This window comes from Pseudomonas sp. SG-MS2 (genome assembly GCF_009933855.1).
Lineage (GTDB): Bacteria > Pseudomonadota > Gammaproteobacteria > Pseudomonadales > Pseudomonadaceae > Aquipseudomonas > Aquipseudomonas putida_E.
Window position 1 is genome coordinate 1 of record NZ_MOMO01000267.1, and the last position, 26471, is coordinate 26471.

Sequence of the window (26471 nt, forward strand, 5' to 3'; positions counted from 1 at the left end):
GCAGCGCTTCGCCACTGCAGACGATGCGCTGCAGGCTGCTGCAGCGGGCAACCTGGTCGTCGAGCAGGAAGGCCTGCAGCATCGAGGGCACAAAGTGCAGGGTGGTGACCTGATGCTGGGCGATCAGTTGTACCAGGCGCGCGGGGTCGCGGTGGTCACCCGGTGCGGCGATGGCCAGGCGGGCGCCGGTGATCAACGGCCAGAAGAACTCCCACACCGACACGTCGAAGCTGAAGGGGGTCTTCTGCAGCACTGTGTCGCTGGCATCCAGGCCGTAGGCCGCCTGCATCCACTGCAGGCGGTTGGCCAGGGCCTGGTGGCTGTTACCCGCGCCTTTCGGGCGGCCGGTGGAACCGGAGGTGTAGATGACGTAGGCCAGTTGCTCGGGCGCGCACGGCAGCTGCGGATCGTGCTCGGGCTGAGCGGCCAGCGCCTGGTCGAGCAGGAGCACGGGCAGCCGGGGCGGCAGCGGCAGTCGATCGCGCAGGTGCGACTGGGTCAGCAGCAGGCCGATGCCACTGTCTTCGACCATGTAGCTCAGGCGCTCGGCGGGGTATTCAGGGTCCAGCGGCACGTAGGCGCCGCCGGCCTTGAGGATGGCCAGCAGGCCAACCACCAGTTCCAGGCTGCGCTCGGCGGCGATGCCGACCGGCGTGTCCTGGCGCACGCCTTGGGCGATCAGGGCGTGGGCCAGCCGGTTGGCCTGACGGTTGAGCTGGGCGTAGCTCAGCGCGCTGTCGCCGAACAGCAGTGCGGTGGCATCGGGTGTGCGGCGTGCCTGGGCTTCGACCAAGGCATGGATCGACGGCGTGGCAGGGTAGGCGTGGGTGGTGGCGTTCCACTGGGTGAGCAAGCGCTGGCGTTCTTCATCGGCCAGCAGTGTCACCTCGCCAAGCGCCTGCTGCGGGGCATGCACCACTTGCGCCAGCAGGCGCAGCCAGTGGTCACCCAGGCGTTGGATGGACGTATGGTCGAACAGGGCTGTGGCGTAGGTCAGGCTCGCACTCAAGCCCCGGGCGTCCTCAAAGGTATTGAGGGTCAGGTCCAGCTGCGCGGTCTCGCCTGCCAGTGGCAGCGGCTCGATGGCCAGGCCGTGGCCGAGGGCCGTTTCGTTCGGCTGGGGCGCGCCGACCTGATGGTTGAACATGACCTGGAACAACGGGTTGTGGCTGAGGTTGCGCTCGGGCTGCAAGGCCTCGACCAGTTGCTCGAAAGGCAGGTCCTGGTGGGCCTGGGCCTGCAAGGTGGCGGCTTTGACCTGGTCGAGCAGCTGCTCGAAGGACAGGGTCGGCTGGCACTGGGCATCGATGACCAGGGTGTTGACGAAGAAGCCGATCAGGTCTTCGGCCTCGACCCGGTTGCGGTTGGCGCTGGGCACGCCGACGCGGATGTCCTGCTGGCGGGTGTAACGGTGCAGCAGGGCCATGAACGAGGCCAGCAGCACCATGAACGGTGTGGCCTGGCGTGCCTGGGCCAGCTGGCGCACGGCCAGGGCCAGGGCCGGCGGGATGGCCAGTGGCAGGCGCGCACCGTCGAATCGCTGCACGCTCGGGCGTGGCCGGTCCAACGGCAGTTCCAGCACCGGCACTGCGTTGCCCAGGCGCTGGCGCCAGTAGTCGAGCTGGCGTTCCTGCTCGCCGGCTTCCATCCAGTGGCGTTGCCAGATGGCGTAGTCGGCGTACTGCAGCTGCGGTTCTGGCAACTGGCTGGTCAGGCCCTGGCTGAAGCGGGCGTAGCAGTGGGTCAGCTCCTTGACCATCACCTGCATCGAGCGGCCGTCGCTGATGATGTGGTGCTGCACCAGCAGCAGCACATGGTCATCGCTGCCCAGTTGCAGCAACTCGGCACGCAGTAATGGGCCGCAGGCCAGGTCGAAAGGTTCACGTACCCGCGCCTGGATATGGGCCTGTACGGCCTGCTCATCGAGCGTGGTGAGCGTCAGTGCCAGCGCGACGGTGCTGTCGACCTGCTGCGCGACGCCTTGCTCGTCTTCGATGAAACGCGTGCGCAGGCTGTCATGGCGGCGCACCAGCGCCTCAAGGCTGGCCTGCAGCGCCGCCACGTTCAGGGCGCCGCGCAGGCGCAGGGCACAGGGGATGTGATAGGCGCTGGCCTGGCGGTCGAACTGCCAGAGGAACCATTGGCGTTGCTGGGCGAACGACAACGGCAGGCGGTCGAACGCTTCACGTACCTGAGGGATCGGCAGGCTGGCCACCGACAGGCCTTGCTCGCGCATTTTCAACAGGTACTGCCGGCGCTTTTCCAGCGGCAGCAGGACAAAGCGCTTGGCAATTCTCGAAGCGGCAGTGCTGTCCATCAGTGTTCCTCCATTTCGTCGAGCCAGGCTTCGAGGGTGTCGAGCTTGTTTTCATCGACCGCGGTTGTAGTGGTGTCCAGGTGAAGTGCCAGGGCTTGAAGGGTCGGATGCTGGAACAGGGCCTGAGGGGTCAGCTCGCGGCCCAGCTCCAGCTGGATGCGCGAGACCACGTTGATCACCAGCAGCGAATGGCCGCCCAGCTCGAAGAAGTCGTCGTCCAGGCCCACGGCCTGCACGCCGAGCACCTGTTGCCAGATGCCGGCCAGCTGCTCCTGCAACGGTGTGTGGGGGGCGCGGAAAGTGCGTTGGGCGTTGCTGTCGGCTGGTGCCGGCAGGGCACTGCGGTCGAGTTTGCCGTTGACGGTCAGGGGCAGCTGTTCGAGCCACATGCAATGGGCCGGCACCATGTAGTCGGGGAGCTGCGCCTTGAGCGCGGCGCGCAGGGCGCCGGTGTCGCCGCCCTGGCCTGCATGCGCCACCAGGTAGGCGAGCAGGCGGGTGCCGGCGGGCCCCAGGNCGGCGATCACCACTGCCTGCGCCACCGCCGGCTGCGCTAGCAGGCTGGCCTCGACTTCGCCCAGTTCAATACGGAAGCCGCGGACCTTCACCTGTTGGTCGATGCGCCCGATGTATTCGAGGGTGCCGTCGCCACGGCGGCGCGCCAGGTCGCCGGTGCGGTAAAGGCGGCTGCCGGGCTGGGTGGAGAACGGGTTGGCGATGAAACGCGTGGCGCTCAGCCCGGCGCGGTTGAGGTAGCCTCGGGCGAGGCCCGCCTGGCCGATGTACAGCTCGCCGACGCAGCCCGCCGGAACCGGCTCGAGTTCGCCGTCGAGCAGGTAGCCGCTGAGGTCGTCGATCAGTTCGCCGATCGGGCTCACCGTGCGGTTCAGGTCATCCAGGCCAATCGGTCGATAGGTGACGTGCACAGTGGTTTCGGTGATGCCGTACATGTTCACCAATTGTGGCCGCTGTGCGCCGAAGCGCTCGAACCAGGGGCGCAGTGCAGCCACGTCGAGCGCTTCGCCGCCGAAGATCACAAGGCGCAGGGCAAGGTCTGCCGAGGTGGCGATGCACGCGGCCTGGGTCAGGGGTTTGAATGCCGATGGTGTCTGGTTGAGTACGCTCACACGCTCGTCCACCAGCAGTTGCAGGAAGCCCTGCGGGTCGCGGCTCAAGGCCTGCGGCACGATCACCAGGCGGCCTCCATGCAGGAGCGCACCGAAGATCTCCCACACCGAAAAGTCGAAGGCAAAGGAGTGGAACAGGGTCCAGACGTCATTGTGGTCGAAGCGGAACCAGCGATCGCAGGCGCTGAACAGCCTCAGGACATTGCGCTGGCTGAGCAGCGTGCCTTTGGGCAGGCCGGTGGAGCCAGAGGTGTAGATGATGTAGGCGAGGTTGTCGACGCTGCTGCGCGGCGCGGGATTGGCCACCGGCTGGTCGTCGTAGCCGGCCTCCAGGTTCAGGCGCAGCAGCCCGCCGTACTCTGGCAGTTCGGCGAGCAGGCCGGGCTGGTCGAGCAGCACCTTGATGCCGCTGTCGCGGACCACGAAGGCCAGGCGCTCTGCCGGGTGCGCGGGGTCGAGCGGCACGTAGGCGCCGCCGGCCTTGAGAATGGCCAGCAAGCCGACGATCATCGCGAAGCCGCGCTCGGCCGCCAGGCCCACCGGCACCTCGGCGTCCACGCCTGCCGCGATCAGGCGGTGTGCCAGGCGGTTGGCGCGCTGGTTGAGCTCGGCGTAGCTCAAGGCCTGGCCCTGATAGCGCAGGGCAACAGCCTGCGGGTGGCGTTGTACCTGGGCTTCGATGCGTGCCGCCAGCGCTTGCGTTTGTGGGTGGGCGACCGGCGCGCCGTTCCAGGCGTCCTGGACCTGCGAGCGTTCGGCCGGGTCCATCAGGGCCAGTCGTGCGAGCGGCAGCCCTGGCTGGGCCAGGGCCTGTTCGAGCAGGTTCAGCCAGTGCCTGGCCAGGCGTTGCAGGGTGGTGGCGTCGAACAGCGTGCGGTCGTAGGTAAAGCTGGCGCTGAGGCCGTGTTCACCCTGGGCCGTGCTTAGCGCCAGGTCGAACTGGGCCTCCTGCGGCTGGCTGTCCAGTGCCTCCAGGTGCAGCGCACCCAGTGGCGCGGCATCGGCCGCCTGGTGGTGGTTGTACAGCACCTGGAACAAGCCCTGTTGCGGGCCGCGCTGGGGCAGCAGGGCTTCGAGCAGTTGCTCGTAGGGCAGGTCCTGGTGGTCTTGGGCTTCGACCATGGCCTGGCGGGTCTGCGCCAGCAGCCCGGCAAACGACAGGTCGGCCGTGCAGTCGGCGCGCAGCACCAGCGTGTTGACGAAGAAGCCGATCAATTGCTCGGTTTCCAGGCGGTTGCGGTTGGCCACCGGTACGCCGATGCGGATGTCCGGCTGGCCGGTGTAGCGGTGCAGCAGGGCCTGCCAGGCCGCCAGCAGCACCATCGGAACTGTCGCCTGGTGCGCGCTGGCGAAGCGTTGCACGGTTTCGCCCAGTGCCGTGGGCAATGCCAGATGCAAGCGTGCTGCCGGGCGCTTGGCGTTGTCGCGACGGGGGTGATCGCAGGGCAGCTCGAGCACCGGTTGCTCGCCGGCCAGGCGTGTGCGCCAGTAGGCCAGCTGGCGCTCGCGCTCACCGTCATCCAGCCAGCGACGCTGCCAGGCAGCGAAGTCGGCGTATTGCAGTGCCAGTGCGGGCAAGGCTTGGCCTTGATAGAGCGCGCACAGCTCGCGGACCATCACCTGCATCGACCAGGCGTCGGAGACGATGTGGTGCTGCACCAGCACCAGCACGTGGTCGTCGGCCGCCAGGCGCGCCAGCCCTACACGCAGCAGCGGGCCGTTGGCCAGGTCGAAGGGCTGGCCGAGCAGGCCTGGGATAAAGGCTTGGCACTGGCTCTCTTCAAGTGGCTGGCACTGCAGGTTCAGCGACCAGGGGGCGAGGATGTGCTGGTGCGGCCGTTCACCTTCGAGGGTGAAGCAGGTGCGCAGCGCTTCATGGCGGGCAATCAGCTGGTCGAATGCTCGGCTCAGGGCGGTGACATCCAGCGGGCCGCGCAGGCGCAACACGCTGGGAATGTGGTAGGCGCTGCTTTCTGGGGCCAGCTTCCACAGCAGCCACTGGCGCTCCTGGGCGTAAGACAGCGGCAGTTGGTCGCGCGCGGTCTGCACCGGCAGGGCCAGCGGCGTAGCCTTTTGCAAATGCGCCAGGGCCTGGCAGAAGTCGCCCAGGCGCGGCTGGTCGAACAGCAGGCGCAGGGGGAAGTTCAGCGCCAGCTCATGGCGCAGGCGCGAGACTGCCCGCGCCACCAGCAGCGAATGCCCGCCCAGGGCGAAGAAATCATCACCCAGCCCGACGCGTTCGGCCTTCAGCAGCTCGGCCCAAGTGGCCGCAACCTGGCGTTGCAGGTCAGTGGTCGGCGCCAGGTATCGAGCCTGCGCCGGGCTTTCATCGACCACCGGCAGGGCCTTGCGGTCGAGCTTGCCGTTGGGTGTCAGCGGCATGGCCTGCAACAGATGCAGGCGTGCTGGCAACATATAGCCTGGCAGTTGCTCACGCAGCGGCGCCAGGCAGTGTTCGATGAAGGCCTGGATGTCGGCGGGCCTGCTGGCGGGTACTACATAGGCGACCAGTTGCGCGCCATCGACGCCGTCGCGGGCGGCCACTGCGGCTTCGCGCACCGCGTCCAGGGTGAGCAGGGCTGATTCGATCTCGCCCAGCTCGATGCGAAAACCACGGATCTTCACCTGATGATCGACCCGGCCAAGGAAGTCCAGGCTACCGCTGGCGTGGCGGCGCGCCAGGTCGCCGGTGCGGTACAGGCGCTCGCCGGGCTTGCCATAGGGGTGCGGCACGAAGCGTTCGGCGGTCAGGCCGGGGCGCTGGTGGTAACCCTGGGCCAGGCCGTCGCCGCCGATGTACAGGTCAGCCGGCACCCCCGGGGGGCTGGGCAGCAGGTTGCCGTCGAGCAGCAACAGGCCGGTGCGCTCGATCGGCTGGCCCAGTTCGGGGCGGGCGCTGGCGCGGGCCAGTGCGTGGCGCGCCGACCAGATGGTGGTTTCGGTCGGGCCGTACAGGTTCCACAGCGCGGCGCAACGGGCCAGCAGCCTTACCGCCAGGTCATCGCCGAGCGCTTCCCCGCCGCATAGCGCGGTCAGTGCAGGCAGGCGTTGGTCGGGGTCATTGTCGAGCAGCATGCGCCATGTCGACGGGGTGGCCTGCAGCACGTCGACGTGCTCGCTGATCAGCAGGTCGAGGATTGCCGCCGGGTCCTGCACGGTGTGCTTGTCGGCCAGCACCATGCACGCTCCGGTGCACAGCGGCAGGTACAGCTCCAGGCCGAAGATGTCGAAGGAGCAGGTGGTGATGCTCAGCAGGCGCTGCCCCGGGTGCAGGCCAGGGGCCTTGGCCATGGCCGCGACGAAATTGGACAGTGCGCCATGGGGCACCATCACGCCCTTGGGGTTGCCAGTCGAACCGGAGGTATAGAGCACGTAGGCCAGTTGCTGCGGTGGGCAGTCCAGGGCCAGGGCCGGTTCGGGCTGGTGCGTGGCCTGCAGGTCGAAGTCATCGAGCAGCAGTACCTGCTGGCCTGGCGTTGGCAGGGCAGCCAGCACCGAGGCCTGGCTCAGCAGCAGGGGGGCGCCGCAATCTTCAAGCATGTAGGCCAGGCGTTCGGCGGGGAACTGGGGGTCCAGCGGCACATACGCCGCGCCGGCCTTGAGGGTGGCCAGCAAGGCGACGATCAGCGGCGCGCCGCGCTCCAGGGCCACCGCCACTCGCTCGCCCGGGCGGATGCCGGCGGCTTGCAGCCGGCGGGCGAGGTGCTCGGCGGCGTTGTCGAGGGCGCGGTAGCTCAGGCGCGTGTCGCCGGCGACCAGCGCAACGGCCTCGCCGTGGCTGCGCGCCAGGCGTGCGAACTGCTGGTGCACGGCCAGGCCGTCGAGGGCATCGCCAGCGGGGCCCTGTGCGGCCGCCAGCCACTGTTCACGCTGCAAGGCAGGTTGCGCATGAAGCTCACCGATAGCGCACTCGGGGTGGTCGAGCATGGCCTGGAGGATGGCCAGCCAGTCCTCGCCCAGCCGCAAAGCGGTGGCTGCCTCGAACAGCGCGGCATCGTAGTCGAGGCTGATGCCGAGCCGCTCGCGACCCGCCTGAACGTTGAGGCTGAGGTCGAACTTGGCGGCAGTCGGCGCACTGGGCAAGGGCTCGATGTGCAAACCTGCGAAACCGGCCGGGGGCTGCTCGGCATTGTCGCTGGTCCAGTTGAACAGGCAGTGGAACAGTACGCCGTTGGTGCCTTGGCGTTGTTCGGCAAGCGCTTGCTCAAGCGGGTAGTCGGCATGTTCCAGGCACGCCAGGGCGTGCTTGCGCACCTGCTCGAGCAGGCCGGCCACGGACTGACGTGGGTCCAGGCGTGCCCGGTGGATCTGGCTGTTGACGAAAAAGCCGATCAGGTCCTGTACCTGTTCCTGGGTGCGCCCGGCATTGGGCACACCAACGATGAAATCCTCCTGCCGGGCATGGCGGCCAAGTACCAGTTGCCAAGCGGCCAGCAGCACCATGAACGGCGTCAGGCCATTGGCCCGGCAGGCTGCCTGCAGCTGGCTGAACAGCGCGGCGGGCAACGCCAGGGTGCAGGTCCCGGCGGCAGTGGCAGGGCGGCTGTCGCGCGGGTGATCGGTGGGCAGCTCCAGCCGTTGCAGGCCACCTTGCAGGTACTGGCGCCAGTAGCTGGCAGCGCGTTCGTGGGCCGGGCTGGCCTGGTAGACGCCGCGCTGCCAGTGGGCGAAGTCCAGGTACTGCACCGCTGGTCGAGGCAGCTGACAGTCACTGCCGGCGCAGACGTTGGCGTAGGCCTGCGAGAGGTCGCGCAGCAGCACCGGATTGGACCAGGCATCACTGACGATGTGGTGGCTGGTCAGGGCCAGCACATGGCGTTGCGCGCCCAGCTGGTAAAGGCAGGCGCGCAGCAGTGGGGCCTGGGTGAGGTCGAACGGGGTGGCGGCCTCGGTGTGCAGCGCCTCGCGCAGCACGTGCTGTGGTTGACCGCGCAGGTCGACGCAGCGCAGGTTCAGCCGCGCTGCGCGGTCGACCTGCTGGCGTGGCTGGCCCTGCACCTCGTTGATGCGGGTACGCAGGATGTCGTGACGGTCGATGACCCGGTCCAGTGCCTGTTGCAGGTCTTGCGCCTGCAGCGGGCCCTGGAGCAAAAAGGCGCGCGGCTGGTTGTAGGTGGCGGCATCGGGGTCGAGCTGATCGAGCAGCCACAGCTGCTCCTGGGCGAACGACAGCGGCGCGTGGTCGGCGCCGTGGGCAACGATGCCGGCAGGGGCAGCGGCGGTTTCGTCGAGCTCGCAGAGCAGGGCCAGCAGCGCGTCATCGGTGGATTGGTTCTGGGGTGTCATCTCGGTCTCGCCATCACTGGAGAATTAAGCGTACTGAGAGAGACGAAGGGGCAGGGGGGTGATTTAGGCAGGTGGCGAAACAGCTGCACCCGGCGCGCGTGGGGCGCGCCGGGTGGGGCTCAGGCGAGGGCGGGTGCGTGTTCGACGACGACTTTGCCGGCCTGCAGCCGCACCAGTTGGTCGGCGATGTCGAAGTAGCGGTCATCGTGGGAAATGACAATGATGGTCTTGCCCAGGCGCTTGAGGTCGGGCAGCAACTCAGTGTAGAAAATCCGCCGGAAGGTCGGGTCCTGGTCGGCGGCCCATTCGTCGAACACCAGCACCGGGCGCTCTTCCAGCCAAGCGTTGATCAGCGCCAGGCGCTTGCGCTGGCCGGTGGACAGGTCGGTGGTGCTGAACGCACCGTCCTTGACGCTGACCTTGTGGGCGATTTCCAGGCGCTCCAAGTAGCGGTTGGCGTCGTCGGGGATGTGCGTGTCCCCTTGCACCACATCATCGAACAGGTAGTAGTCGGCGAACACCGTGGTGAACAATTGCCGGTAGTCGTCGCGAACCTGTGCGTCGACGGCCTGGCCGTTGAACAGGATCTGCCCCTGTTGCGGCGGGTACAGGCCCAGCAGCAGCTTGATCAGGGTGGTCTTGCCACAGCCGTTTTCACCGACCACGAAGACGATGTCGCCCTGGGCGATGCGCAGGTTCACCGGCCCTACCTGGAACGGTTGGGCACCGGGGCTGGCTTGATAGGCATAGCTCACCTCGCGCAATTCCAGGCTGTCGACCACGACAGGCTTGTTGCCGTGGTCCTCCAGCAGCAGGTGCGCTTCAGGCGAAGAAAACTGCTCGGAAAGCTCGGCGATACGGCGAAAGGCGATTTGCGCGCGGCTGACCACCGGCAAGGTGCCGATCAGGTGTTCCAGCGGGCCTTTCATGTACAGCAGCACCAGCACGAAGCCGCTGATGGCCTTGGGGGCGGCGCTTGGCCAGAGGAACTGCAGGGTCAGGCCCAGGCCGATGACCACGAAGAACAGCATGGAGCCGAAGCTCTTGGCAATGACGAACGTGTTGATCGAGCGGACCTGGGTGGCGCAGATCGCGTCGGCGGTGTCCTGGATGCCCTGGCGGAACATACGCTGGCGCCGCGGGCGATGGATGCGCAGCTCCTTGGCCCCCTCGGCGATGGCGTGGTAGTGCTTCTGCAGCCGGTCTTCTGCGTCGCGCGCCGCCATGAAGCCTTTGATGCCACGGCCTCGGGCGATGTACTGGACGACACTGCCGATACCGATTGCCAGCAGCATCATCAGGAACATCGGCAATGACAGGGTGGCCAGGTAACCCAGGCAGCCAAGGGTTACGGTCAGCGAGATCGCCAGGGGCGCAAAGGCAAAGGCGAAGTCGCTGATGGTATCGACGTCATGGGTCAGCACCGGGATCAGGCGGTGGCTGCGGAAACGTTCGATCTGCTCGATCGGGGCCGACAATACCTTTTCGCCCAGGGCTTTGCGCAGTTTGGCGATGATGTGCTGGCCAACGTAGTTGGTGCCGATGTCGGAGCAGATCGAGCTGGCCAGGGCCAGCGCGCACAGCCCGGCGAAGCCGAGGATCACGCTGTTGCTAAGGCCACCGTCGGCGTGCAGGCCACTGTTGATGGTGGCCAGCAGTGCGGTAACGCTCAGGCCGCCGACCATGCCCATGACGACCGACAGGGTGACGATCGGCCAGAACGGTTTGAGCAGGGTGAATAGCTCGCTCAGCGCCCCGCGGGTTTTGGAGGTCATGTTGAATTCCTGGATCAGAGGCAAAAGTACATCGTTATGACGAGTGGCCCGCAGGGCAATTTAACCGCGTACCGTCACAGGTCGCGGACCACCCGCACACCCAGCCAGTCACCCAGGCGGCCCGGGAAATTGGTGTTGCGGTTGCCGGAGCGGGAGAAGATCGGCGCCTCGCCCCAGTCGTTGCCGCGGATACTTACCACCTTGCAGCTGTCCTTGGCCCGGCTGGCCTGGCCCCAGGCACTGCCGTCGGCCGGGGCGCCTTCATAGCTGTTGTGGTAGCAGTCGGCGACCCATTCGTAGACATTGCCGTGCATGTCGTACACGCCAAAGGCGTTGGCCGGGTAACTGCCCACGGGCGAGCTATAGCTGTAGCCATCCTTGGGGCCATAGACGTTGGCGTGCTGGCTGATTTCCAGGGTGCTGTCCGGGTCGATGGGGAAGGGGAACATACCGGTGCTGGCGCCGCGTGCGGCATATTCGCGTTGGGCCTCGCTGACCATGCGGTAATGCTTGCCGGTCTTTTTCGACAGCCAGGCCACGTAGTCCTGCACATCGTGGTAGCTCATGCACACTGCCGGTTGCTGCGGGCCCTGTTTGTAACTGGGCTTGCTGGCGGTGCAGCGGCGGCCAGGGCGATCGTCGCCGTCGGCGATGCGTGTGCCCGTAGCCTCGAGGTAGCCGTCCCATTGCTCGGCGGTCACCTGGAAGCGGCTGATGGCGAAGGGCTTGGCGAAGGTCACCGCATGCTGCGGACCTTCGTCATCCTGGCGCCCCATTTCGTCGGCCGGGGTGCCCATGTTGAAGGTGCCGGCGGGCAGTACCACCATCTCCGGGCAGAGCTTGTCGCAGTCACGGAACACCGTGCCAGGGGTATCGGCGGTTTGTGCTGCCAGGGCCGGCAGGCTGCAGGCGGCCAGCAGGCCGGCCAGGGTCAGGCGATGCAGGGAAGCGGTCATGGTGATGCCTTGTCAGAGTTGTTGGGTAATCAGGGCCATGGCCCGGTCGATCTGCTGCTCGTCATTGAGCAGGCTGGGGGCCAGGCGGATCACCGGGCCGACATCGCGATACACCGCATCGCACATCACCTTGTTGGCGGTGAGGTGGGCGGCGACGGCGTCGGCGTCGCGGTCCTTGATGCGGAAAAACGTGAAACCGGCCGAATAGCGCTCGCTGCGCGGTGTCACCAGCTGCACCTGACGGTGCTCGGCGAGGCGCGCCTTGAGCAGGCTGTTGAGCTGGTGGATGCGCTGTTGCACGTCGGCCTTGCCCAGCGCCAGGTGCAGTTTGAAGGCCTCGTTGGTGGCCCAGCGGTGTTCGAAGGCGTGGTAGCCGCCAGGGGTCATGATGGTGGCGAAGTCTTCATCGCGGGAGAACGTGGCGATGGTCGGGGTGAGGTGCTCCATGCCGGTGGAGGCTGCGCAGATGATGCCCGTACCGCGCGGGCCGAACATCCACTTGTGGGTGCCGGCGATGAAGTAGTCGCAGTTGAAGTCGGCAAAACGCACGTTCTCCACACCGAAGCCGTGCACGCCGTCGACCACATAGAGAATGCGCTCGGCTTCGCTGCGGTTGCGGTTGTGCTGGCGCACCAGCGCGCCGATCTCACCCACCGGCAGCTTGACGCCACTGCCGGAGTGCACCCAGGTCATGCCGAGCACGCGGGTGTGCGGCTGGATGGCTTTGTCCAGGGTGCTCAGCACCTGGTCGGTGGAGACTGCCCATGGGTCGTCGAACAGGCGGATCTTGCGGGTCAGGGTGCCCTGGCGCTGGGCGCGGAAGGCCAGCGCCTTGTGGGTGGAGTAATGCTCGTGCTCGGTGACCAGGATTTCCTGGTGGGCGCCGACCTTCAGGCCGCCATAGATCATCGCCAGGCCTTCGGTGGTGCTGCCGGTCAGGGCCACCTGGCGCGGCTTGACCTCAAGGTAGCGCCCGGCCCACTCGCGCACCTCGTCCTCGCGCTGCCATTCGTACTGGCTTTCCCAGTCCATCAGGGCGGCGGGGTTGCGGTCCAGCGCGGCACGGTGGCGGTCGATCGCTGCCTGTACCGGGCGCGGGTGGGCGGTCACCAGGAAGTTGGCGAAGTGCGCGACCTGTGGGTCGAGCGGGAACAGCGTGCGCAGGTTGCGCCATTTGTCGGGGCCGCTCAGTGGTGTGCTGGCGCCAGCCAGGGCCTGGGGCAGCAGTGGCAGGCTCGCGGCCAGCAGGCCGGCCTGTTTCAGGAAACTACGGCGGTTGCTCATGGTAGGCAGGGCTCGGCTCAACGGTTGGCGACAGGCTGGGCAGCGCTCTGGACTTGCTCCCAGGCGCGCAGGAAATTGCCCGCCCAGAGCTTTGCAATGTCCGTTTCGCTGTAGCCGCGGGTCAGCAGTTCGGCGGTGACGTTGCTAATTTCGCTGACGTCCTTCCAGCCCTCCAGGCCGCCACCATCGTTGAAGTCCGAGGCGATGCCGACGTGGTCGATACCCACCTTTTTCACGGTGTAGTCGATGGCGTCGACATACTGTTTCAAGGTTGCTTTGGGTTCGTCTTCAAGGATGGCGTACAGCGAGCTTGCATACTCGCCGAAGCGTGCCTCGGGCCAGATGGCGATCACCGCGTCGCCCGGCATCAGGGCATTGGTCAGGCCTTGCAATGGTTGCAAGTCGAAGCGCGCACGCAGGGCATCGAGCTTGTCCACCACCGGCTGGGTCAACGGCTTTAGGTACTGACCGAAGCCGACCACCTGAATCACGCCGCCGCTCTGCTTGATCAGTTGCATCTCCTTGTCGGAGAGGTTGCGCGGGATATCCACCATCGCCCGCGGTGCCGAGTGCGAAGCGACGATTGGCGCGCGCGACAGGCGAGCGACATCTTCGAGTGCCAAGGTGGACATCTGTGACACGTCGATGATCACCCCCAGGTCGTTCAGGCGTTTCACTGCCTGCTCGCCCAGCGGTGACAGGCCGCCGAGGGCGTCGGCGGTGTCGTTGAAGAACGGCAGCGGCCTCGAAGAATCGGCCCAATCGTTGTTGCCGACGTAGCTGAAGCCGAACATGCGCATGCCACGTGCTGCCCACAGGTCGAGCTGCGACAGGTCGTGGCCCAGTGGGTAGGCATTGAGCATGCTGATGAAGATGGCGAACTTGCCTTCGCCGTTGAGGCGCCGGAAGTCGTCAGGGGTGTAAGCGATACCGACCTGGTTGGGGAAGTCTCGGACCATGCCGGTGATGATCTTGTAGCGCCCTTCCTGTTCTTGCCGGGCGGCATCGACGAAGCCGGGGGTTGGGCGGTGCGGGGCGTTCGGGCCGTTCCAGATTTCCGGCCAGCCGAACACGGTCAGGGCGGCACCAGAGAGGCGGCCGCGGTTGGCCTTGGCCAGGTCGAACTGACCCGGGCCATCCTTGTCCACTTCGTGCCCCTCGCTGCCCATGCTCAATGGCACGGTGATATGGCTGTCGAACGAGAGCATGTGCTCGTGCAGCTCCTCAGCCTGCTGCACGATCTTCAGCGGGTAGCCTGCGTGCAGGTGCCGCCAGTAGAAGTAGCCAGCGGCACTTGCCAGGGCAACGGTCAGGGCCAGGGGCAGGCCGATGTACAGGGCTTTGCGGGAACGGGTCTTGGTCATTGCCATCTCGTTGCGCGGTGATCGGGGCGGCTGCCGGCTCAGGGTTTGCTGCGCGGGCAGGGCTTGGGTATCAGGTGGACGAACAACGGCGGGGCAAATTTATCGTTGGCTGCGTCACAGGCCGTCTGCCTGCGGCGGTAAATTTTGCGTACTGCACAACGTTCTAGCCTTGGACGGGCCGTGCTCCATGGCCGCAATGAATGCTCAGGTAGTGCAATGACGATTTCTCGACGCGGGTTCATCGCCGGTGTGGCATTGACAGGCATGGCGGTGCCCGGTGCGCTGTATGTGCGGCACGTGCAGCGCCAGCAGTTCGACGAGCAGTTTCCTGAAACCCCGGGCGAAGCCGTTGTCGAACTTGCCGATGCGCCCCTGCAGCAGTTGGGCGACACCTTGCGCGGGTGCTGGCGCTGGACAGCGCAGGGCAGGGACGCAGGGCTGCACGGTTTGCCTGATGGGGAGCTGGAGCTGCTGCTGGACGTTGCCCACAGTGGGCGTGGCCTGCGTGGTTATCTGGACACGCCCGAACGCCTGCGTGGTCCGCAAGAGCCGCGCTATCGCGTGATGGGTGACCTGCTGGGGGACAAGCCAGGGACACTGCGCTGGCGGCTGTTTTCGACGCAGCCGGGCCAGGAGCAGGCGAACTATGAGTGCCAGGTGGTCCTCGACGAAGCCTGGGGCGGGTTCGGCAACGCCGGTCAGGCGACACTCAATGGCCGCATCCTGCCGCTGAACCGCGCATTGACGCTGCCCGAGCAGGACAACCGGTTTCTAGCGCTCAAGCGGCCTTTCCCCGAGGCCCGCGAACGGGCGCCCTTGGCACCGGCCTTGCTGGCGAGGCTGATCGCGCCGGAGCATCGGTTGTTCCATCAGCTCTGGCATGCCTCGCGCGACAAGTGGCACAAGCTGGACGAGGACAAACAGGCAGCGCTGCGCGGCCTGGGCTGGCAGCCAGGGCCGCGGGGCCATGAACGCGATGCGCGGGGCCGGCACAAGGACCGCAACGGTTCGGGCGTGGATTTTTTCTTCATGCACCGGCACATGCTGGGTGCTGCCCGGGCCCTCCAGGACCTACCCTCCTGGCCGCGTTTTCCGCTGCCGCAGCCGGAGCTTGAGCGCGACCGTATCGGCTTCGCCCGCTATTTCGACAACCATGATGGCAATGCCCTACCGCCTACCTGGCTGGCTTCGGACGATGCCGCGTACACCCAATGGGTGCGCGATATAAAGACGCCCGAAACGTTCCATGCCAACTTCCAGGTCTGGGAGTCGAAGTACACTGATCCGCACTACCTGAGCACGCTTACGCTGGGGCAGTTCGGTTCGGAAATGGAGCTGGGTTTGCACGACTGGCTGCACATGCGCTGGGCTTCGGTGCCGCGCGACCCTTCCAGTGGCCTGCCAGTGCCCTTCGCTCGCAAACCGGAGGATTTTGCCGCGCGTTGGTTCCAGGCCGAGAACGACTTCCTCGGCGACCCGTTTTCATCCCATGTAAACCCGGTGTTCTGGCACTTCCACGGCTGGATCGACGACCGTATCGAGGATTGGTTCCGTGCCCATGAGCGGGTCCACCCGGGCCAGGTCAGGCGCCTGGAAGTCAACGGTGTGCCGTGGTTCGCGCCTGGGCGCTGGGTCGAAGTGGCCGACCCGTGGCTGGGGCCAGACACCCACGGTTGCTCGACGGTACCGGGGCTGCGGCCTGGGCGCAGCGTGGAGATGGACCCTGAGACCATGAAGCTGGCGTTGCGCATCATCTTTGGCGACGATGACCTGTTCGCCAAGCTGCGGCCGAAAGTCCCGCAACGCCCCTGGTACGCGCGCAATCTGAAACTGGCTCAGCGCTGAAAAAACCGGCCGCAAGCCGTGCGCGGCCTTTTCAGTGCGGTACCTGCCAGCCACCCCCAAGCGCCTTGTACAGCGCCACGCTGCCCTGCAGGCGGGCCAGGCGCAACTGCGCTTGCTGGTCCTGGGCCAGGTAGAGCGTGCGCTGGGTCTCCAGCACGGTCAGCAGGGTCTCGGCGCCAGCCCCATAGCGCCGTTGTGCCAGGTTGAAAGCCAGGCGTGCCTGCACTACTTCCTCGTCCTGCCACAGCCGTTGACGCTCCACACCCTCAATGGCGTTAAGGGCTTTTTCAACATCGGCAAAGCCGGCGAGGATGCTGCTGCGATAGTTTTCCAGCAGTTCATCCTGCTCGGCTTCGGCCAGCGCGCGTGAGGCGCGCAGCCGGCCGTTGTTGAAGATGGGCGCGACCAGGCCGGCGGTGAGTGTGTAGTAGGAACTGTCGAGCACCTGGGCAAAGGTGTTCGCGCCCGTGCCAAGGTTGGCGCCAAGCGTCAGCTTCGGCAGCATGGCCGCCCTGGCCACCTGCACATTGGCGTTGGCGGCGGCCAGGCGCGCTTCGGCAGCGGCGATGTCGGGGCGGCGAGTCAGCAGCTCGCTGGGAACGCCGCTGCCGATTGCCGGCCACTGCACAGTGGTGATCGGTTGGTGGTTGACCGGCAAGGCCTGCACCGGGTCACCGAGCAAGGTGGCGAGGGTGATGCGGCTGTCTTGCCGCTTTTGCTCGAGCAGCGGCACCTGGCGCTCCTGAGCCGCCACCAGGCTACGCTGCTGGGCCAGTTCAAGGCGGGTGGCGGACCCTGCACGCTGGCGGGTTTCGACCAGGTTGAGCACCTCACGTGCATTGCGCAGGTTGAGGCGTGCGATGCGCAGCTGTTCTTCCAGGGCGATGCCTTGCAGGTAGCTGTCGGCAACCGCACTGACCAGGGTCAGCTCCACTGTCTGGCGGTCGAAGCGGCTGGCGTCGAGGCCGTGCAGCGCGCTCGCCCGAGCCGCGCGCAGGCCGCCCCAGAAGTCGAGTTCGTAGCGGGCGGTAAGTTGCAGGCCGAAGGCTGTGTAGGTGGGTTCGCTGCTACTGACGTCCAGCTGGTCAGACCCTTCGCCGTGCAGCAGGCGTTGGCGGCTGCCATCGAGGCCCCCTTGCGCCTCTGGCAGCAACGGCGCGCCGGCGATCACGGCGCGGGCCTGGGCCTGGCGTACGCGGGCCGCGGCAGCGGCGAGGTCATGGGCGTTGTGTTGTGCGCGCCTGACCAGTTGGTCCAGCTCGCTGCTGGCGAACGCCTGCCACCAGTGCCCCGATGGCAGTGCGATGACGGGCGCAGCTGCCTCGCCTTGCCAGTGTTGCGGTGCGCTGATGCCGCTTGAGGGCGCAGGGGGTGTATTGCAGGCGGTTAGGCCCAGGCACAGGGTCAACAGGCTGATGCGGCTTGGCAATGTCATGGATTATTCGCTGGTAAGGGCTTTGACCGGGTCGAGTCGGGCGGCCTTGCGTGCTGGCATGAAACCGAACACCACGCCGGTGATGGCGGCGCAACCGAAGGCGCCGAGGATGGCAGGCAGGGCGAAGGCGACAGCGACGTCGGTGAGTATCAGCCCGCCGCCGATCAGCAGCGCCAGCACGATGCCGGTCAACCCGCCGACCATCGACAGCATGACCGCCTCGCTGAGGAACTGGCGCAGGATGTCGCGCTGGCGTGCGCCGGTGGCCATGCGGATACCGATTTCACGGGTGCGCTCGCGCACGGTCATGAGCATGATGTTCATCACGCCGATACCGCCGACCAGCAACGAGATCGCAGCGATCGCCCCGAGCATCAGCGACAGGCTGTTTTGTGTGCGTGCCTCGGCCTGGATCAGTGCCGCATCGTTGGTCAGCTCGAAATCGTCCTTGCCTTGATGGCGCTTGCGCATCAGGCGGTGGATCGCTGTTTCGGTCTCGGCGACCCGGGCCGAGTCGGCTGCGGCGATGATCACGTATTCCGGGTCGTGGCTGCCGAACAGGCGCATGGAAGCGGCGGAATAGGGCACCACGATGCGCTCATCGCTCTTCTGGTCACCCGAACTTGCGCCCTTGCCGGCGAGCAGGCCGACGACCTGGAACGGTACGTTGCCGATCAGCAGGTACTGGCCCAGCGCGTCGGTGCCGGGTGCCAGCAGTTTGTCGCGGACTTTCTGGCCGATGACCGCCACGGCAGCGCCACTGCGTTCGTCGGCTTCGCTGAAAAAACTGCCCTGCACGACCGGCCAGTTGAGGATGGCGGGGAATTCGACGTTGTTGCCGCCAACGTAGAACCTCTGGTTGTTGTTGCCGTGGCGCACCATCAGGTCGCCGCCGATGACCGGCATGACGCGCCGAACCTGGGGCAGTTCGGCGATGGCGGCGACGTCATCGAGGGTGACGATGCCGCCTGGCTCGCGCAGCGTCGGCGGGCGGCCGTTGAGGTAGAGGATGTTGGAACCGAACGCGGCCATCTGAGCCATGACCTGGCGTTTGCTGCCTTCGCCCACGGCCAGCATGACCACGACCGAAGCCACGCCAATGACGATGCCAAGCAACGTCAGGGCGGTGCGGAACCGGTTGATCCACATGACCCGCCACGCTGCCTGCAAGGCCTCGAGCAGCTCGCCTTTCCATGCGCCACGCACGGTCGCGCCGCGGTCCAGGCGCTGGCGCAGGTCATCGGCCTGCAGGCCTTGTTGCGCTGCAGCGGGAGGCTGGTCGCAGGCCGAGTCGCTGATCATCAGGCCGTCGCGGATTTCCACCACCCGGCGTGCCCGCGCCGCCACCTCGCGGTCGTGGGTGATCAGGATGATCACATGGCCCTGGCTGGCCAGCTCGTCCAGCAGGGCCATGACCTCGGTACCGCTGTGGCTGTCCAGGGCGCCGGTCGGCTCGTCGGCAAGGATGATATGGCCGCCATTCATCAGCGCGCGGGCAATCGACACGCGTTGCTGCTGGCCGCCGGACAATTGATGCGGGCGGTTGCCGGTGCGGCTGGCCAGGCCAAGGCGCTCAAGCAGGGCGGCTGCGCGGGCGTGGCGCTCGGCTGGCGGGGTGCCGGCGTAGATGGCCGGCATCTCGACGTTTTCCTGGGCTGAGCCTGAAGGGATCAGGTGGTAGCCCTGAAACACGAAACCAAAGGCTTCGCGGCGCAGCCAGGCCAGTTCGTCACTGCCCAGGTGGGCAACGTCCTTGCCGGCGAACAGGTAGTGGCCCGAGGTGGGGCGGTCGAGGCAGCCGAGGATGTTCATCAGCGTCGACTTGCCCGAACCCGACGCACCGACGATGGCGATGAACTCGCCGGGGTGGATGTTCAGGCTGATGCCGCGCAGTACGTCGACCTTGGGGGTGTCGATACCACCGTATGACTTGCGGATGTCGCGCAGTTCGATCAGGGGAACGGCCATTCAACCTCCGCTGGCCAGGGGCGCACCGATGACCAGGCGCTCGCCTTCGCTGAGGCCATCGAGCACTTGCGCCCGCAGCCGGTCGCTGAGGCCGATGCGCACTGTGCGTTGTTCGACCTTGCCATCCTGGCCCAGTACCTGGGCCATGCGCAGGTCATCGGCCTCGCTGTCGTCCAGTGCCGCCAGCGGCGCGGTGAGTACCTGGCTGGCCTGGCCGGCGACGAAGAACACCTGGGTGGTCATGTCGGCCATCAACGCCCCATCAGGGTTGTCGACGTCGAGCAGCACGGTGTACTGCACCACCTGGCTGCCTGTCGTACCGGCGATCGCGCTGGCAGGGCCGCCGCCGCCCTGGCTGGTGTGCGCCAGCGGCTTGGGCGGGATTGGCAGGATCTGCCGCACGGTGCTGTTCCAACGGCGTTTGCCGCCGGCCAGGGTGGTGAAATAGGCGGTCATTCCAGGTTTGACTTTGCCGATGTCGGCTTCGGACACCTGGGCCCACACGGTCATCGGCGAGAGCTTGGCGATCCGCAGAATCAGAGGCGTCTGCTGCTGGGCGTTGAGGGTCTGGCCTTCACGGGCATCCACCGCTACCACGGTACCGTCCATCGGCGCGTAGATGCGTGTATAGCCATGCTCAGCCTCGTCGCTGCGCAGGTTGGCCTGGGCCTGACGGATCTGCGCCTGGATCATGTCGATGCGGGCCTGGGTGACCTTGAGCTGGGCGTCGGCCGCCTGCAGGTCTTCCTCGCGTGTGGCGCCCGCGCCAGCCAGTTCGCGCTGGCGCCGGTACTGCTGCGTGGCCAGCAGGTACTGGGCGCGTTGCTCGGCCAGTTGCGCCTTGAGGTTGTCGATCGAGAACCGCCCGGCGTCCAGCCTGGCCTGCTGGGTAGAAGGGTCGATCTCCACCAGCAACTGCCCCGTGTGCACCTGATCGCCAGCCTCCACGTGCAGCTTGCGGATCTGCCCGGAGGCCTGGGCGCCTACATCCACATACCGTCGTGGCTGCAGGGTACCCAGGGCGGTGACGCTGCTTTCGATGTCCGCGCGGACGACCGCGACGGTACTCACGGGCACGGCACCCAGAGGGAGCGCCTTCCAGGCCAGCAGGCTGCCAAGGGCCAGCAGGCCGAAGCTGCCAGCCAGCAGGTGGCGGCGAATGTTGGGTATGCGTCTCATGCGGGCTTCCAGCCAAAGGGTGGCCACACGCAGCCAGGTCAAGGTGCGCACGGAGGTGCCAGTTAAACGAAGGCGCGCGGGGCGGATTTAGATGGGCTGGCGCTGGGGGAGGAGAGTTGCTGAGAATCATTATAATTTGTAAGATCCCACGCTGATATCACATGACCCTGTCCGAGCCTGTCAGGACGTACCCCAGGTGCCGTCGTGGAACATTACTATCGCGAATTGGTGAGCTTCCTCTCCGCGCGCCTGGGCAGCCGCCAGGCGGCTGAGGATGTGGCTCACGATGCCTATCTGCGGGTGCTCGAACGCACCGGTACGCAGCAGATCGAGCACCCGCGCGCGTTCCTTTACCGCACGGCCCTGAACCTTGTGATCGACCGTCATCGCCGCCACCTGCTGCGCCAGTCCGAACCGCTGGAGGTGCTGGACCTGGACGAGCGCTGGCACACCCCGGCCCCCACCCAGAACATGCAGTTGGACCAGCGCCTGGCGCTGATGCAAAAAGCACTCGATGAATTGAGCCAGCCCTGCCGTGACAGCTTCCTGTTGCGCAAGCTCGAAGGCCTGTCGCATCAGCAGATCGCCGAGCACCTGGGCATCTCGCGCAGCCTGGTGGAAAAGCACATCGTCAACGCCATGAAGCACTGCCGCGTGCGCATGCGCCAGTGGGAATCCTGAAAACCGGTAGTGTGCCGGTGAAAATTCTGTGTGCTGGCAACTTGATTTCTAACTGTTTCAAGACAACTATCTAGATTGACCCCGCCAGGCGCCGCCCTGGTGGTTGCCTGTTACTGGCGCAGTTTGGTCAGGGAGTGTGTCCCTATTCACCTGACTGCCCAGGTCCGACAATGACCAACAAGACCCTGCGCATCCTGATCGCCGACGAGCATCCGTCCCAGCGCTTGCAGCTGGAGAGGCTGCTCAATGGCCTGGGCTATTACCGGATTGCCCCGGTGGACTCCTTCGACGAGCTGCAGCGCCTGGTGCACTGCGCGCTGCAGCCGTTCAACCTGCTGGTGGGCAATATCGAACTGGCCAGCCATGCAGGTGTCGACCTGGCGCGCTTTTGCCGGGTGAGCACGCAGATTCAGCATGCCTTGCTGTATCACTCGCGGCATCTGAAGGTCCCGAGCGTGCCGCAGACCGAGCGCCAGGCGGTGAATGTGAGCCTGCCGCAGGTGCCGGACAACGAGGCCCTTGAGTCCTTCATGGCGCTCATCGATGGGCCAGTGGTGGTCGGCAAGCTGGCCTTGCCGTCCGGCCTTTCCAGCAGTGGCCCGCCGGCCTACCCGCGCAGGAACTTCGCCCACACGGTCTTCAGCCGATAGCCGCAGCGGACGGGGCAAGGGGGCAGCTATTTGCTATCCTCTTGCCCTTTGCCGATTTGCGGACCTGTGCCATGACTGCCATCGATACCGCTCGCCCGCCCCGGTTCAGCCGTGGCGACCACCGGACCCTGGGCCTGGCGGCGCTGGGCGGCGCGCTGGAAATCTATGATTTCATCATCTTCGTGTTCTTCGCCCTGACCCTCAGCCAGCTGTTCTTCCCACCCGAAATGCCTGAGTGGCTGCGCCTGCTGCAAAGCTTCGGGATTTTCGTCACCGGCTACCTGGCGCGGCCGCTGGGTGGCATCGTCATGGCGCACTTCGCCGATCACCTGGGCCGCAAGCGGGTATTCAGCCTGAGCATCCTGATGATGGCGCTGCCGTGCCTGCTGATCGGGGTGATGCCGACCTATGCCGAGATTGGTTACGCGGCGCCGCTGATCTTGCTGGCGTTGCGCATTCTGCAGGGCGCTGCGGTCGGTGGTGAGGTGCCCAGTGCCTGGACATTCGTTGCCGAACACGCACCGCAAGGGCGGCGGGGTTACGCCCTGGGCTTCCTGCAGGCCGGGCTGACCTTTGGCTATTTGCTGGGGGCACTGACCGCGACACTGTTGGCCCAGGTGTTTACCGCCCAGGAAATCCTCGATTACGCCTGGCGTTACCCGTTCCTGCTTGGCGGGGTATTTGGTGTGATCGGCGTGTGGTTGCGCCGTTGGCTGAGTGAAACACCGGTGTTTCTGGCCTTGCGCGAGCGCAAGGAGCAGCCGGTGAAGTTCCCGCTGCGACGGGTGCTGGGCGAACATCGTGGGGCGTTGATCCCGGCTGCGCTGCTGACCTGCGTGTTGACGTCGGCGGTGGTGGTGCTGGTGGTGATCACGCCGACGGTAATGCAGCAGCGCTTCGGCATGACCGCCGCGCACACGTTCGCCCTGAGCAGCGTAGGTATCGTTTTTCTCAATATCGGTTGTGTGCTCGCCGGGCTGCTGGTCGATCGCCTGGGCGCCTGGCGGGCGCTGATGATCTACAGCGTGCTGCTGCCGCTGGGTATCGGTGCCTTGTATGCGAGCCTCGTGGGCCAGTGGGGCATGACGTGGCTGGCTTACGCGTTGGCTGGGCTTTGCTGTGGTGTGGTGGGTGTGGTGCCGTCGGTAATGGTCGGGCTGTTCCCGGCCCAGATCCGGGTGTCGGGCATTTCCTTTACCTACAACGTGGCCTACGCCTTGTGGGCCAGTACCACGCCGTTGGCGTTGATAGCGTTGATGCCGTGGAGCCCGTGGGTGTGCGTGGGCTTTTGCCTGATCATGGGCGCGGTGGGGCTGCTCACTGCCCTCTACTTTGGCCGCCGGGAACCTTTGGCATTTGCGGCCGAGCCAATGCCGCTCATGTGCGGTGACAAATGAACGGGTAACGCCTGGCGGGCAGTGAGGCAGACTTCCGGGTGGGGGCTATTGGAATAACCTATTAGCCAAATTTAACCTGGAAGGTTAATTTCTCATGGAAAAGAGAACGCCTCATTGTTCGCTGGAGCGGATCAGGGCCTTGGTCAGCGCTGGGCGCATCAGCCCGACAACCGCCTCTTTGCGGGGCGCCCAGGCACTCGGGATGGATTACCCGGACATGCTCGAGATAATCAACGGTCTGGAGCGCAGAGACTTTCACAAAAGCATGACATGTCACGGTGATTACCGCGTATGGCAGGACGTTTATCGCCCCCTTACGGGCAAGGGATACGTGTACCTGAAACTGTCTGTGGTGGATGACGTGCTCATCGTGTCTTTCAAGGAGTTGTAATCATGAAGTGTCCAGTTTGTGGGGGGGCGGAGCTTGCACCTGATACCCGGGACATGCCCTATCGATACAAAGGTGAAGCGACCGTTATCCCAAATGTCAGTGGCGGATACTGTACAGCCTGTGGGGAGGCGGTTCTCAGCCATGATGAAGCGATGCGCATCAGTACTTTGATGTCCGCATTCAATCGCCAAGTCAATGCCGCGGCAGTGGACCCCGACTTCATTGTCGCTGTGCGCAAGAAATTCGACCTCGACCAGCGTGAAGCCGGCGAAATCTTTGGCGGTGGGGTCAATGCGTTCTCTCGCTACGAAAATGGGAAAACCAGGCCGCCGGTTGCTCTGGTCAAACTGTTCAAGCTGCTCGACCGTCATCCGGAGTTGTTCGAGGAAGTCCGTACGGCCTGAGGCAGCCCTGAACGAGAAAGCCCCCGGGCCGTGAGGCCAGGGGGCTTTTTCTTGCTGCAAGGGCCGGGCTTACATGTTCGGGTAGTTCGGCCCGCCAGCGCCTTCAGGGGTAACCCAGGTGATGTTCTGGGCCGGGTCCTTGATGTCGCAGGTCTTGCAGTGCACGCAGTTCTGCGCGTTGATCTGGAAGCGCTTGCTGCCGTCTTCCTGGCTGACCACTTCGTACACGCCCGCCGGGCAGTAACGCTGGGCTGGCTCGTCGTACAGTGGCAGGTTGCTGGCGATCGGGATGCTCGGGTCGGTCAGCTTCAGGTGGCAGGGTTGTTCCTCTTCGTGGTTGGTGCTGGAGAGGAACACCGAGCTGAGCTTGTCGAAGCTGAGCTTGCCGTCTGGTTTGGGGTAGTCGATCTTTTTCGAGTCGGCCGCAAGCTTGAGGCAGGCGTAGTCCGGCTTGGTGTCGTGCAGGGTGAACGGCAGCTTGCCACCGAACCAGTTCTGGTCGATGTAGTTGAACGCACCACCGAGGATCGGGCCGAACTTGTGCAGCGCCGGGCCGAAGTTGCGGCTGGCGAACAGTTCTTCATGCAGCCAGCTGGCTTTGAAGGCGTCGACATAGGTAGTAAGCGCATCGCCGCCTTCGCTGCCAGCGATCAGCGCATCGGCCACCGCTTCGGCCGCGAGCATGCCGGACTTCATGGCGGTGTGGCTGCCTTTGATCTTGGCGAAGTTCAGGGTGCCCAGGTCGCAACCGATCAGGGCGCCACCGTTGAACACCATCTTGGGCAGCGAGTTCAGGCCGCCCTTGCAGATGGCGCGGGCGCCGTAGCTGATGCGTTTGCCGCCTTCGAGGTACTGCTTCATCACGGGGTGGTGCTTGAGGCGCTGGAACTCGTCGAAAGGCGACAGGTAAGCATTGCTGTAGGACAGGTCGACGATCAGGCCGACCACCACCTGGTTGTTTTCCAGGTGGTAAAGGAACGAGCCGCCGGTGTTCTCAGCGCTCATCACGTCCAGCGGCCAGCCGGCGGTGTGTACCACCAGGCCTTGTTCGTGCTTGGCCGGGTCGATTTCCCAGATTTCCTTCAGGCCGATGCCGTAGTGCTGGACGTCGGACTCGCTGTCGAGGTTGAAGCGCTTGATCAGTTGCTTGCCGATATGGCCGCGGCAACCTTCGGCGAACAGGGTGTACTTGGCGCGCAGTTCCATGCCCGGGGTGTACAGGCCGTCCTTCGGGTTACCCTCGCGGTCGACACCGAGGTCACCGGTGACGATGCCGCGGACCACGCCGTTTTCATCGAACAGCGCTTCCTGGGCGGCGAAGCCGGGGTAGATTTCCACGCCCAGATTCTCGGCCTGCTGGGCCAGCCAGCGGCACAGGTTGCCCAGCGAGATGATGTAGTTGCCCTGGTTGTGCATGGTCTTGGGCACGAACAGGTCAGGGACCTTGGTCGAGTTGCCGGCGTCCTTGAGCACGTAGATGTCGTCGCGCTTGACCTCGGTGTTGAGCGGTGCGCCGAGTGCTTTCCAGTCGGGGAACAGTTCGTTCAGGGCGCGGGGCTCGAACACTGCACCGGAGAGGATGTGGGCGCCGACTTCGGAGCCTTTCTCGACCACGCAGACGCTGATCTCGCTACCGGCTTCGGCGGCCTTCTGCTTCAGGCGGCAGGCGGCTGACAGGCCTGCCGGGCCAGCGCCGACGATGACCACGTCGAATTCCATGTATTCGCGTTCCACTGGTTCTCTCCTACTCATCAAGGCTCGTGCTGTTGCTTTGTCTTATGGGTGTGGCGTGATCATGCGCGCCGCGCTTCACGGGAGCGGGGCTGTAGCGGCACAAAGGATGGACTACACCGTTTTGTCTTGGCCGCGCATTATATCTACACCACTTGGCGGGTCCAATACAAACGTTTGTTTGAATTTGCCGCAGGCCAGTAAAATCAAAGGAACGCGGCTGGAGGGTGACCGATTTGCCGTATTGACCGGATTGGGTGTTGCGGTCAAGATACGAGCGGTTTTACGTTCGCCGTAGGCTTATCGCCGGGCGCAGGTACACCTCTAAAGACCAGGTGTGGGGTAAGGCTTTCGGGCCAGAACACGGTTTGTAGTGGAGTTTACACGCCACCACAGGAAATGACCCGCGGGTATTTGCCGCAAGAGTCTCAACAGGACTGATGGTTCACCGTGAAGATTGCACCTCGCTCATCGTTTTCAGAGGTGCCCTTGTACCCACGCGCATCGCAGGGCTTAGCCCCAGGCGACTATCTATTCACCGGAGAGTAACGAGGAATCCATGAAGGTTCTTGTAGCTGTCAAACGAGTGGTCGACTACAACGTCAAGGTTCGCGTCAAAGCGGACAACTCCGGCGTCGACCTTGCAAACGTCAAGATGTCCATGAACCCCTTCTGCGAAAT

Annotated in this window: 16 protein-coding genes and 1 pseudogene; 7 read left to right on the plus strand and 10 right to left on the minus strand. The window is 65.4% G+C overall.

All coding sequences use genetic code 11. The features are described from left to right. The 6 genes from BLX42_RS25595 to pvdM form a co-directional block, all read right to left on the minus strand. Positions 1-2317: condensation domain-containing protein (locus BLX42_RS25595; protein ID WP_161872922.1), on the minus strand; the 2317-nt coding region annotated here is incomplete at its 3' end. Then, positions 2317-8730 carry a non-ribosomal peptide synthetase gene (locus BLX42_RS25600; RefSeq protein WP_161872923.1) on the minus strand — a complete coding sequence of 2138 codons (6414 nt, stop codon included), beginning with the start codon at positions 8728-8730 and terminating at the stop codon, positions 2317-2319. The genes BLX42_RS25600 and BLX42_RS25595, both read right to left, overlap by 1 nt. Before the next feature lie 119 nt (positions 8731-8849). After that, positions 8850-10505, minus strand: a complete 1656-nt coding sequence (locus BLX42_RS25605; RefSeq protein WP_161872924.1) for a cyclic peptide export ABC transporter — start codon at positions 10503-10505, stop codon at positions 8850-8852. Between the two features lie 74 nt (positions 10506-10579). Further along, positions 10580-11461 (minus strand): formylglycine-generating enzyme family protein, encoded by an 882-nt coding sequence (locus tag BLX42_RS25610; protein WP_046785266.1) that lies wholly within the window; start codon positions 11459-11461, stop codon positions 10580-10582. A 12-nt stretch (positions 11462-11473) separates the two neighbouring features. After that, on the minus strand, positions 11474-12745 hold the full coding sequence (locus BLX42_RS25615) for an aminotransferase class V-fold PLP-dependent enzyme (RefSeq protein WP_161872925.1): 1272 nt from the start codon (positions 12743-12745) through the stop codon (positions 11474-11476). Between the two features lie 17 nt (positions 12746-12762). Then, entirely contained in the window at positions 12763-14109 is a 1347-nt protein-coding gene (gene pvdM, locus BLX42_RS25620; protein ID WP_161872926.1) for a pyoverdine-tailoring dipeptidase-like protein PvdM, read from the minus strand. 216 nt (positions 14110-14325) lie between these two features. Between pvdM and BLX42_RS25625 the strand changes: the two genes are divergently transcribed. Continuing rightward, a complete protein-coding gene (locus BLX42_RS25625) occupies positions 14326-15954 on the plus strand; it encodes a PvdJ/PvdD/PvdP-like protein (protein WP_161872927.1) in 1629 nt (542 codons plus the stop codon). A gap of 31 nt (positions 15955-15985) precedes the next feature. On the opposite strand, the gene BLX42_RS25630 is transcribed toward BLX42_RS25625, so the two are convergent. The 3 genes from BLX42_RS25630 to BLX42_RS25640 are packed head-to-tail and all read right to left on the minus strand — an operon-like array spanning position 15986 to position 20536. Further along, positions 15986-17389, minus strand: a complete 1404-nt coding sequence (locus BLX42_RS25630; RefSeq protein ID WP_161872928.1) for an efflux transporter outer membrane subunit — start codon at positions 17387-17389, stop codon at positions 15986-15988. A gap of 3 nt (positions 17390-17392) precedes the next feature. After that, a complete protein-coding gene (locus tag BLX42_RS25635) occupies positions 17393-19357 on the minus strand; it encodes a MacB family efflux pump subunit (RefSeq protein WP_161872929.1) in 1965 nt (654 codons plus the stop codon). Beyond that, the gene (locus BLX42_RS25640) at positions 19358-20536 is read right to left on the minus strand and encodes an efflux RND transporter periplasmic adaptor subunit (RefSeq protein ID WP_161872930.1); all 1179 of its coding nucleotides are present in this window, start codon (positions 20534-20536) and stop codon (positions 19358-19360) included. It abuts the gene before it with no gap. 204 nt (positions 20537-20740) lie between these two features. On the opposite strand from BLX42_RS25640, the gene BLX42_RS25645 reads away from it, so the two are divergent. From BLX42_RS25645 to BLX42_RS25665, 5 genes are all read left to right on the plus strand, one after another. After that, positions 20741-21217 carry a sigma-70 family RNA polymerase sigma factor gene (locus BLX42_RS25645; protein ID WP_046785260.1) on the plus strand — a complete coding sequence of 159 codons (477 nt, stop codon included), beginning with the start codon at positions 20741-20743 and terminating at the stop codon, positions 21215-21217. Between the two features lie 170 nt (positions 21218-21387). Beyond that, positions 21388-21867: a response regulator gene (locus tag BLX42_RS25650; RefSeq protein ID WP_046785259.1), complete on the plus strand. Its 480-nt coding sequence runs from the start codon at positions 21388-21390 to the stop codon at positions 21865-21867. A gap of 71 nt (positions 21868-21938) precedes the next feature. Then, the gene (locus BLX42_RS25655) at positions 21939-23264 is read left to right on the plus strand and encodes an MFS transporter (protein WP_161872931.1); all 1326 of its coding nucleotides are present in this window, start codon (positions 21939-21941) and stop codon (positions 23262-23264) included. Positions 23265-23358: 94 nt separating this feature from the next. After that, a complete protein-coding gene (locus tag BLX42_RS25660) occupies positions 23359-23655 on the plus strand; it encodes a type II toxin-antitoxin system MqsR family toxin (protein ID WP_161872932.1) in 297 nt (98 codons plus the stop codon). A 2-nt stretch (positions 23656-23657) separates the two neighbouring features. After that, positions 23658-24059 (plus strand): type II toxin-antitoxin system MqsA family antitoxin, encoded by a 402-nt coding sequence (locus BLX42_RS25665; RefSeq protein WP_012315362.1) that lies wholly within the window; start codon positions 23658-23660, stop codon positions 24057-24059. A 69-nt stretch (positions 24060-24128) separates the two neighbouring features. On the opposite strand, the gene BLX42_RS25670 is transcribed toward BLX42_RS25665, so the two are convergent. Continuing rightward, positions 24129-25811: an electron transfer flavoprotein-ubiquinone oxidoreductase gene (locus BLX42_RS25670; protein WP_080516487.1), complete on the minus strand. Its 1683-nt coding sequence runs from the start codon at positions 25809-25811 to the stop codon at positions 24129-24131. Between the two features lie 538 nt (positions 25812-26349). Here BLX42_RS25670 and BLX42_RS25675 point away from each other — a divergent pair. Continuing rightward, positions 26350-26471, plus strand: a pseudogene (locus BLX42_RS25675) (electron transfer flavoprotein subunit beta/FixA family protein); the annotation flags it as partial.

Excerpts from the sequence above, each read along its gene's own strand:
- BLX42_RS25635 (WP_161872929.1), bottom strand. The coding sequence starts at position 19,357 with ATGGCCGTTCCCCTGATCGAACTGCGCGACATCCGCAAGTCATACGGT.
- BLX42_RS25640 (WP_161872930.1), bottom strand. The coding sequence starts at position 20,536 with ATGAGACGCATACCCAACATTCGCCGCCACCTGCTGGCTGGCAGCTTC.
- BLX42_RS25605 (WP_161872924.1), bottom strand. The coding sequence starts at position 10,505 with ATGACCTCCAAAACCCGCGGGGCGCTGAGCGAGCTATTCACCCTGCTC.
- BLX42_RS25615 (WP_161872925.1), bottom strand. The coding sequence starts at position 12,745 with ATGAGCAACCGCCGTAGTTTCCTGAAACAGGCCGGCCTGCTGGCCGCG.
- pvdM (WP_161872926.1), bottom strand. The coding sequence starts at position 14,109 with ATGACCAAGACCCGTTCCCGCAAAGCCCTGTACATCGGCCTGCCCCTG.
- BLX42_RS25625 (WP_161872927.1), top strand. The coding sequence starts at position 14,326 with ATGACGATTTCTCGACGCGGGTTCATCGCCGGTGTGGCATTGACAGGC.
- BLX42_RS25610 (WP_046785266.1), bottom strand. The coding sequence starts at position 11,461 with ATGACCGCTTCCCTGCATCGCCTGACCCTGGCCGGCCTGCTGGCCGCC.
- BLX42_RS25630 (WP_161872928.1), bottom strand. The coding sequence starts at position 17,389 with ATGACATTGCCAAGCCGCATCAGCCTGTTGACCCTGTGCCTGGGCCTA.
- BLX42_RS25660 (WP_161872932.1), top strand. The coding sequence starts at position 23,359 with ATGGAAAAGAGAACGCCTCATTGTTCGCTGGAGCGGATCAGGGCCTTG.
- BLX42_RS25650 (WP_046785259.1), top strand. The coding sequence starts at position 21,388 with ATGACCAACAAGACCCTGCGCATCCTGATCGCCGACGAGCATCCGTCC.
- BLX42_RS25665 (WP_012315362.1), top strand. The coding sequence starts at position 23,658 with ATGAAGTGTCCAGTTTGTGGGGGGGCGGAGCTTGCACCTGATACCCGG.
- BLX42_RS25655 (WP_161872931.1), top strand. The coding sequence starts at position 21,939 with ATGACTGCCATCGATACCGCTCGCCCGCCCCGGTTCAGCCGTGGCGAC.
- BLX42_RS25670 (WP_080516487.1), bottom strand. The coding sequence starts at position 25,811 with ATGAGTAGGAGAGAACCAGTGGAACGCGAATACATGGAATTCGACGTG.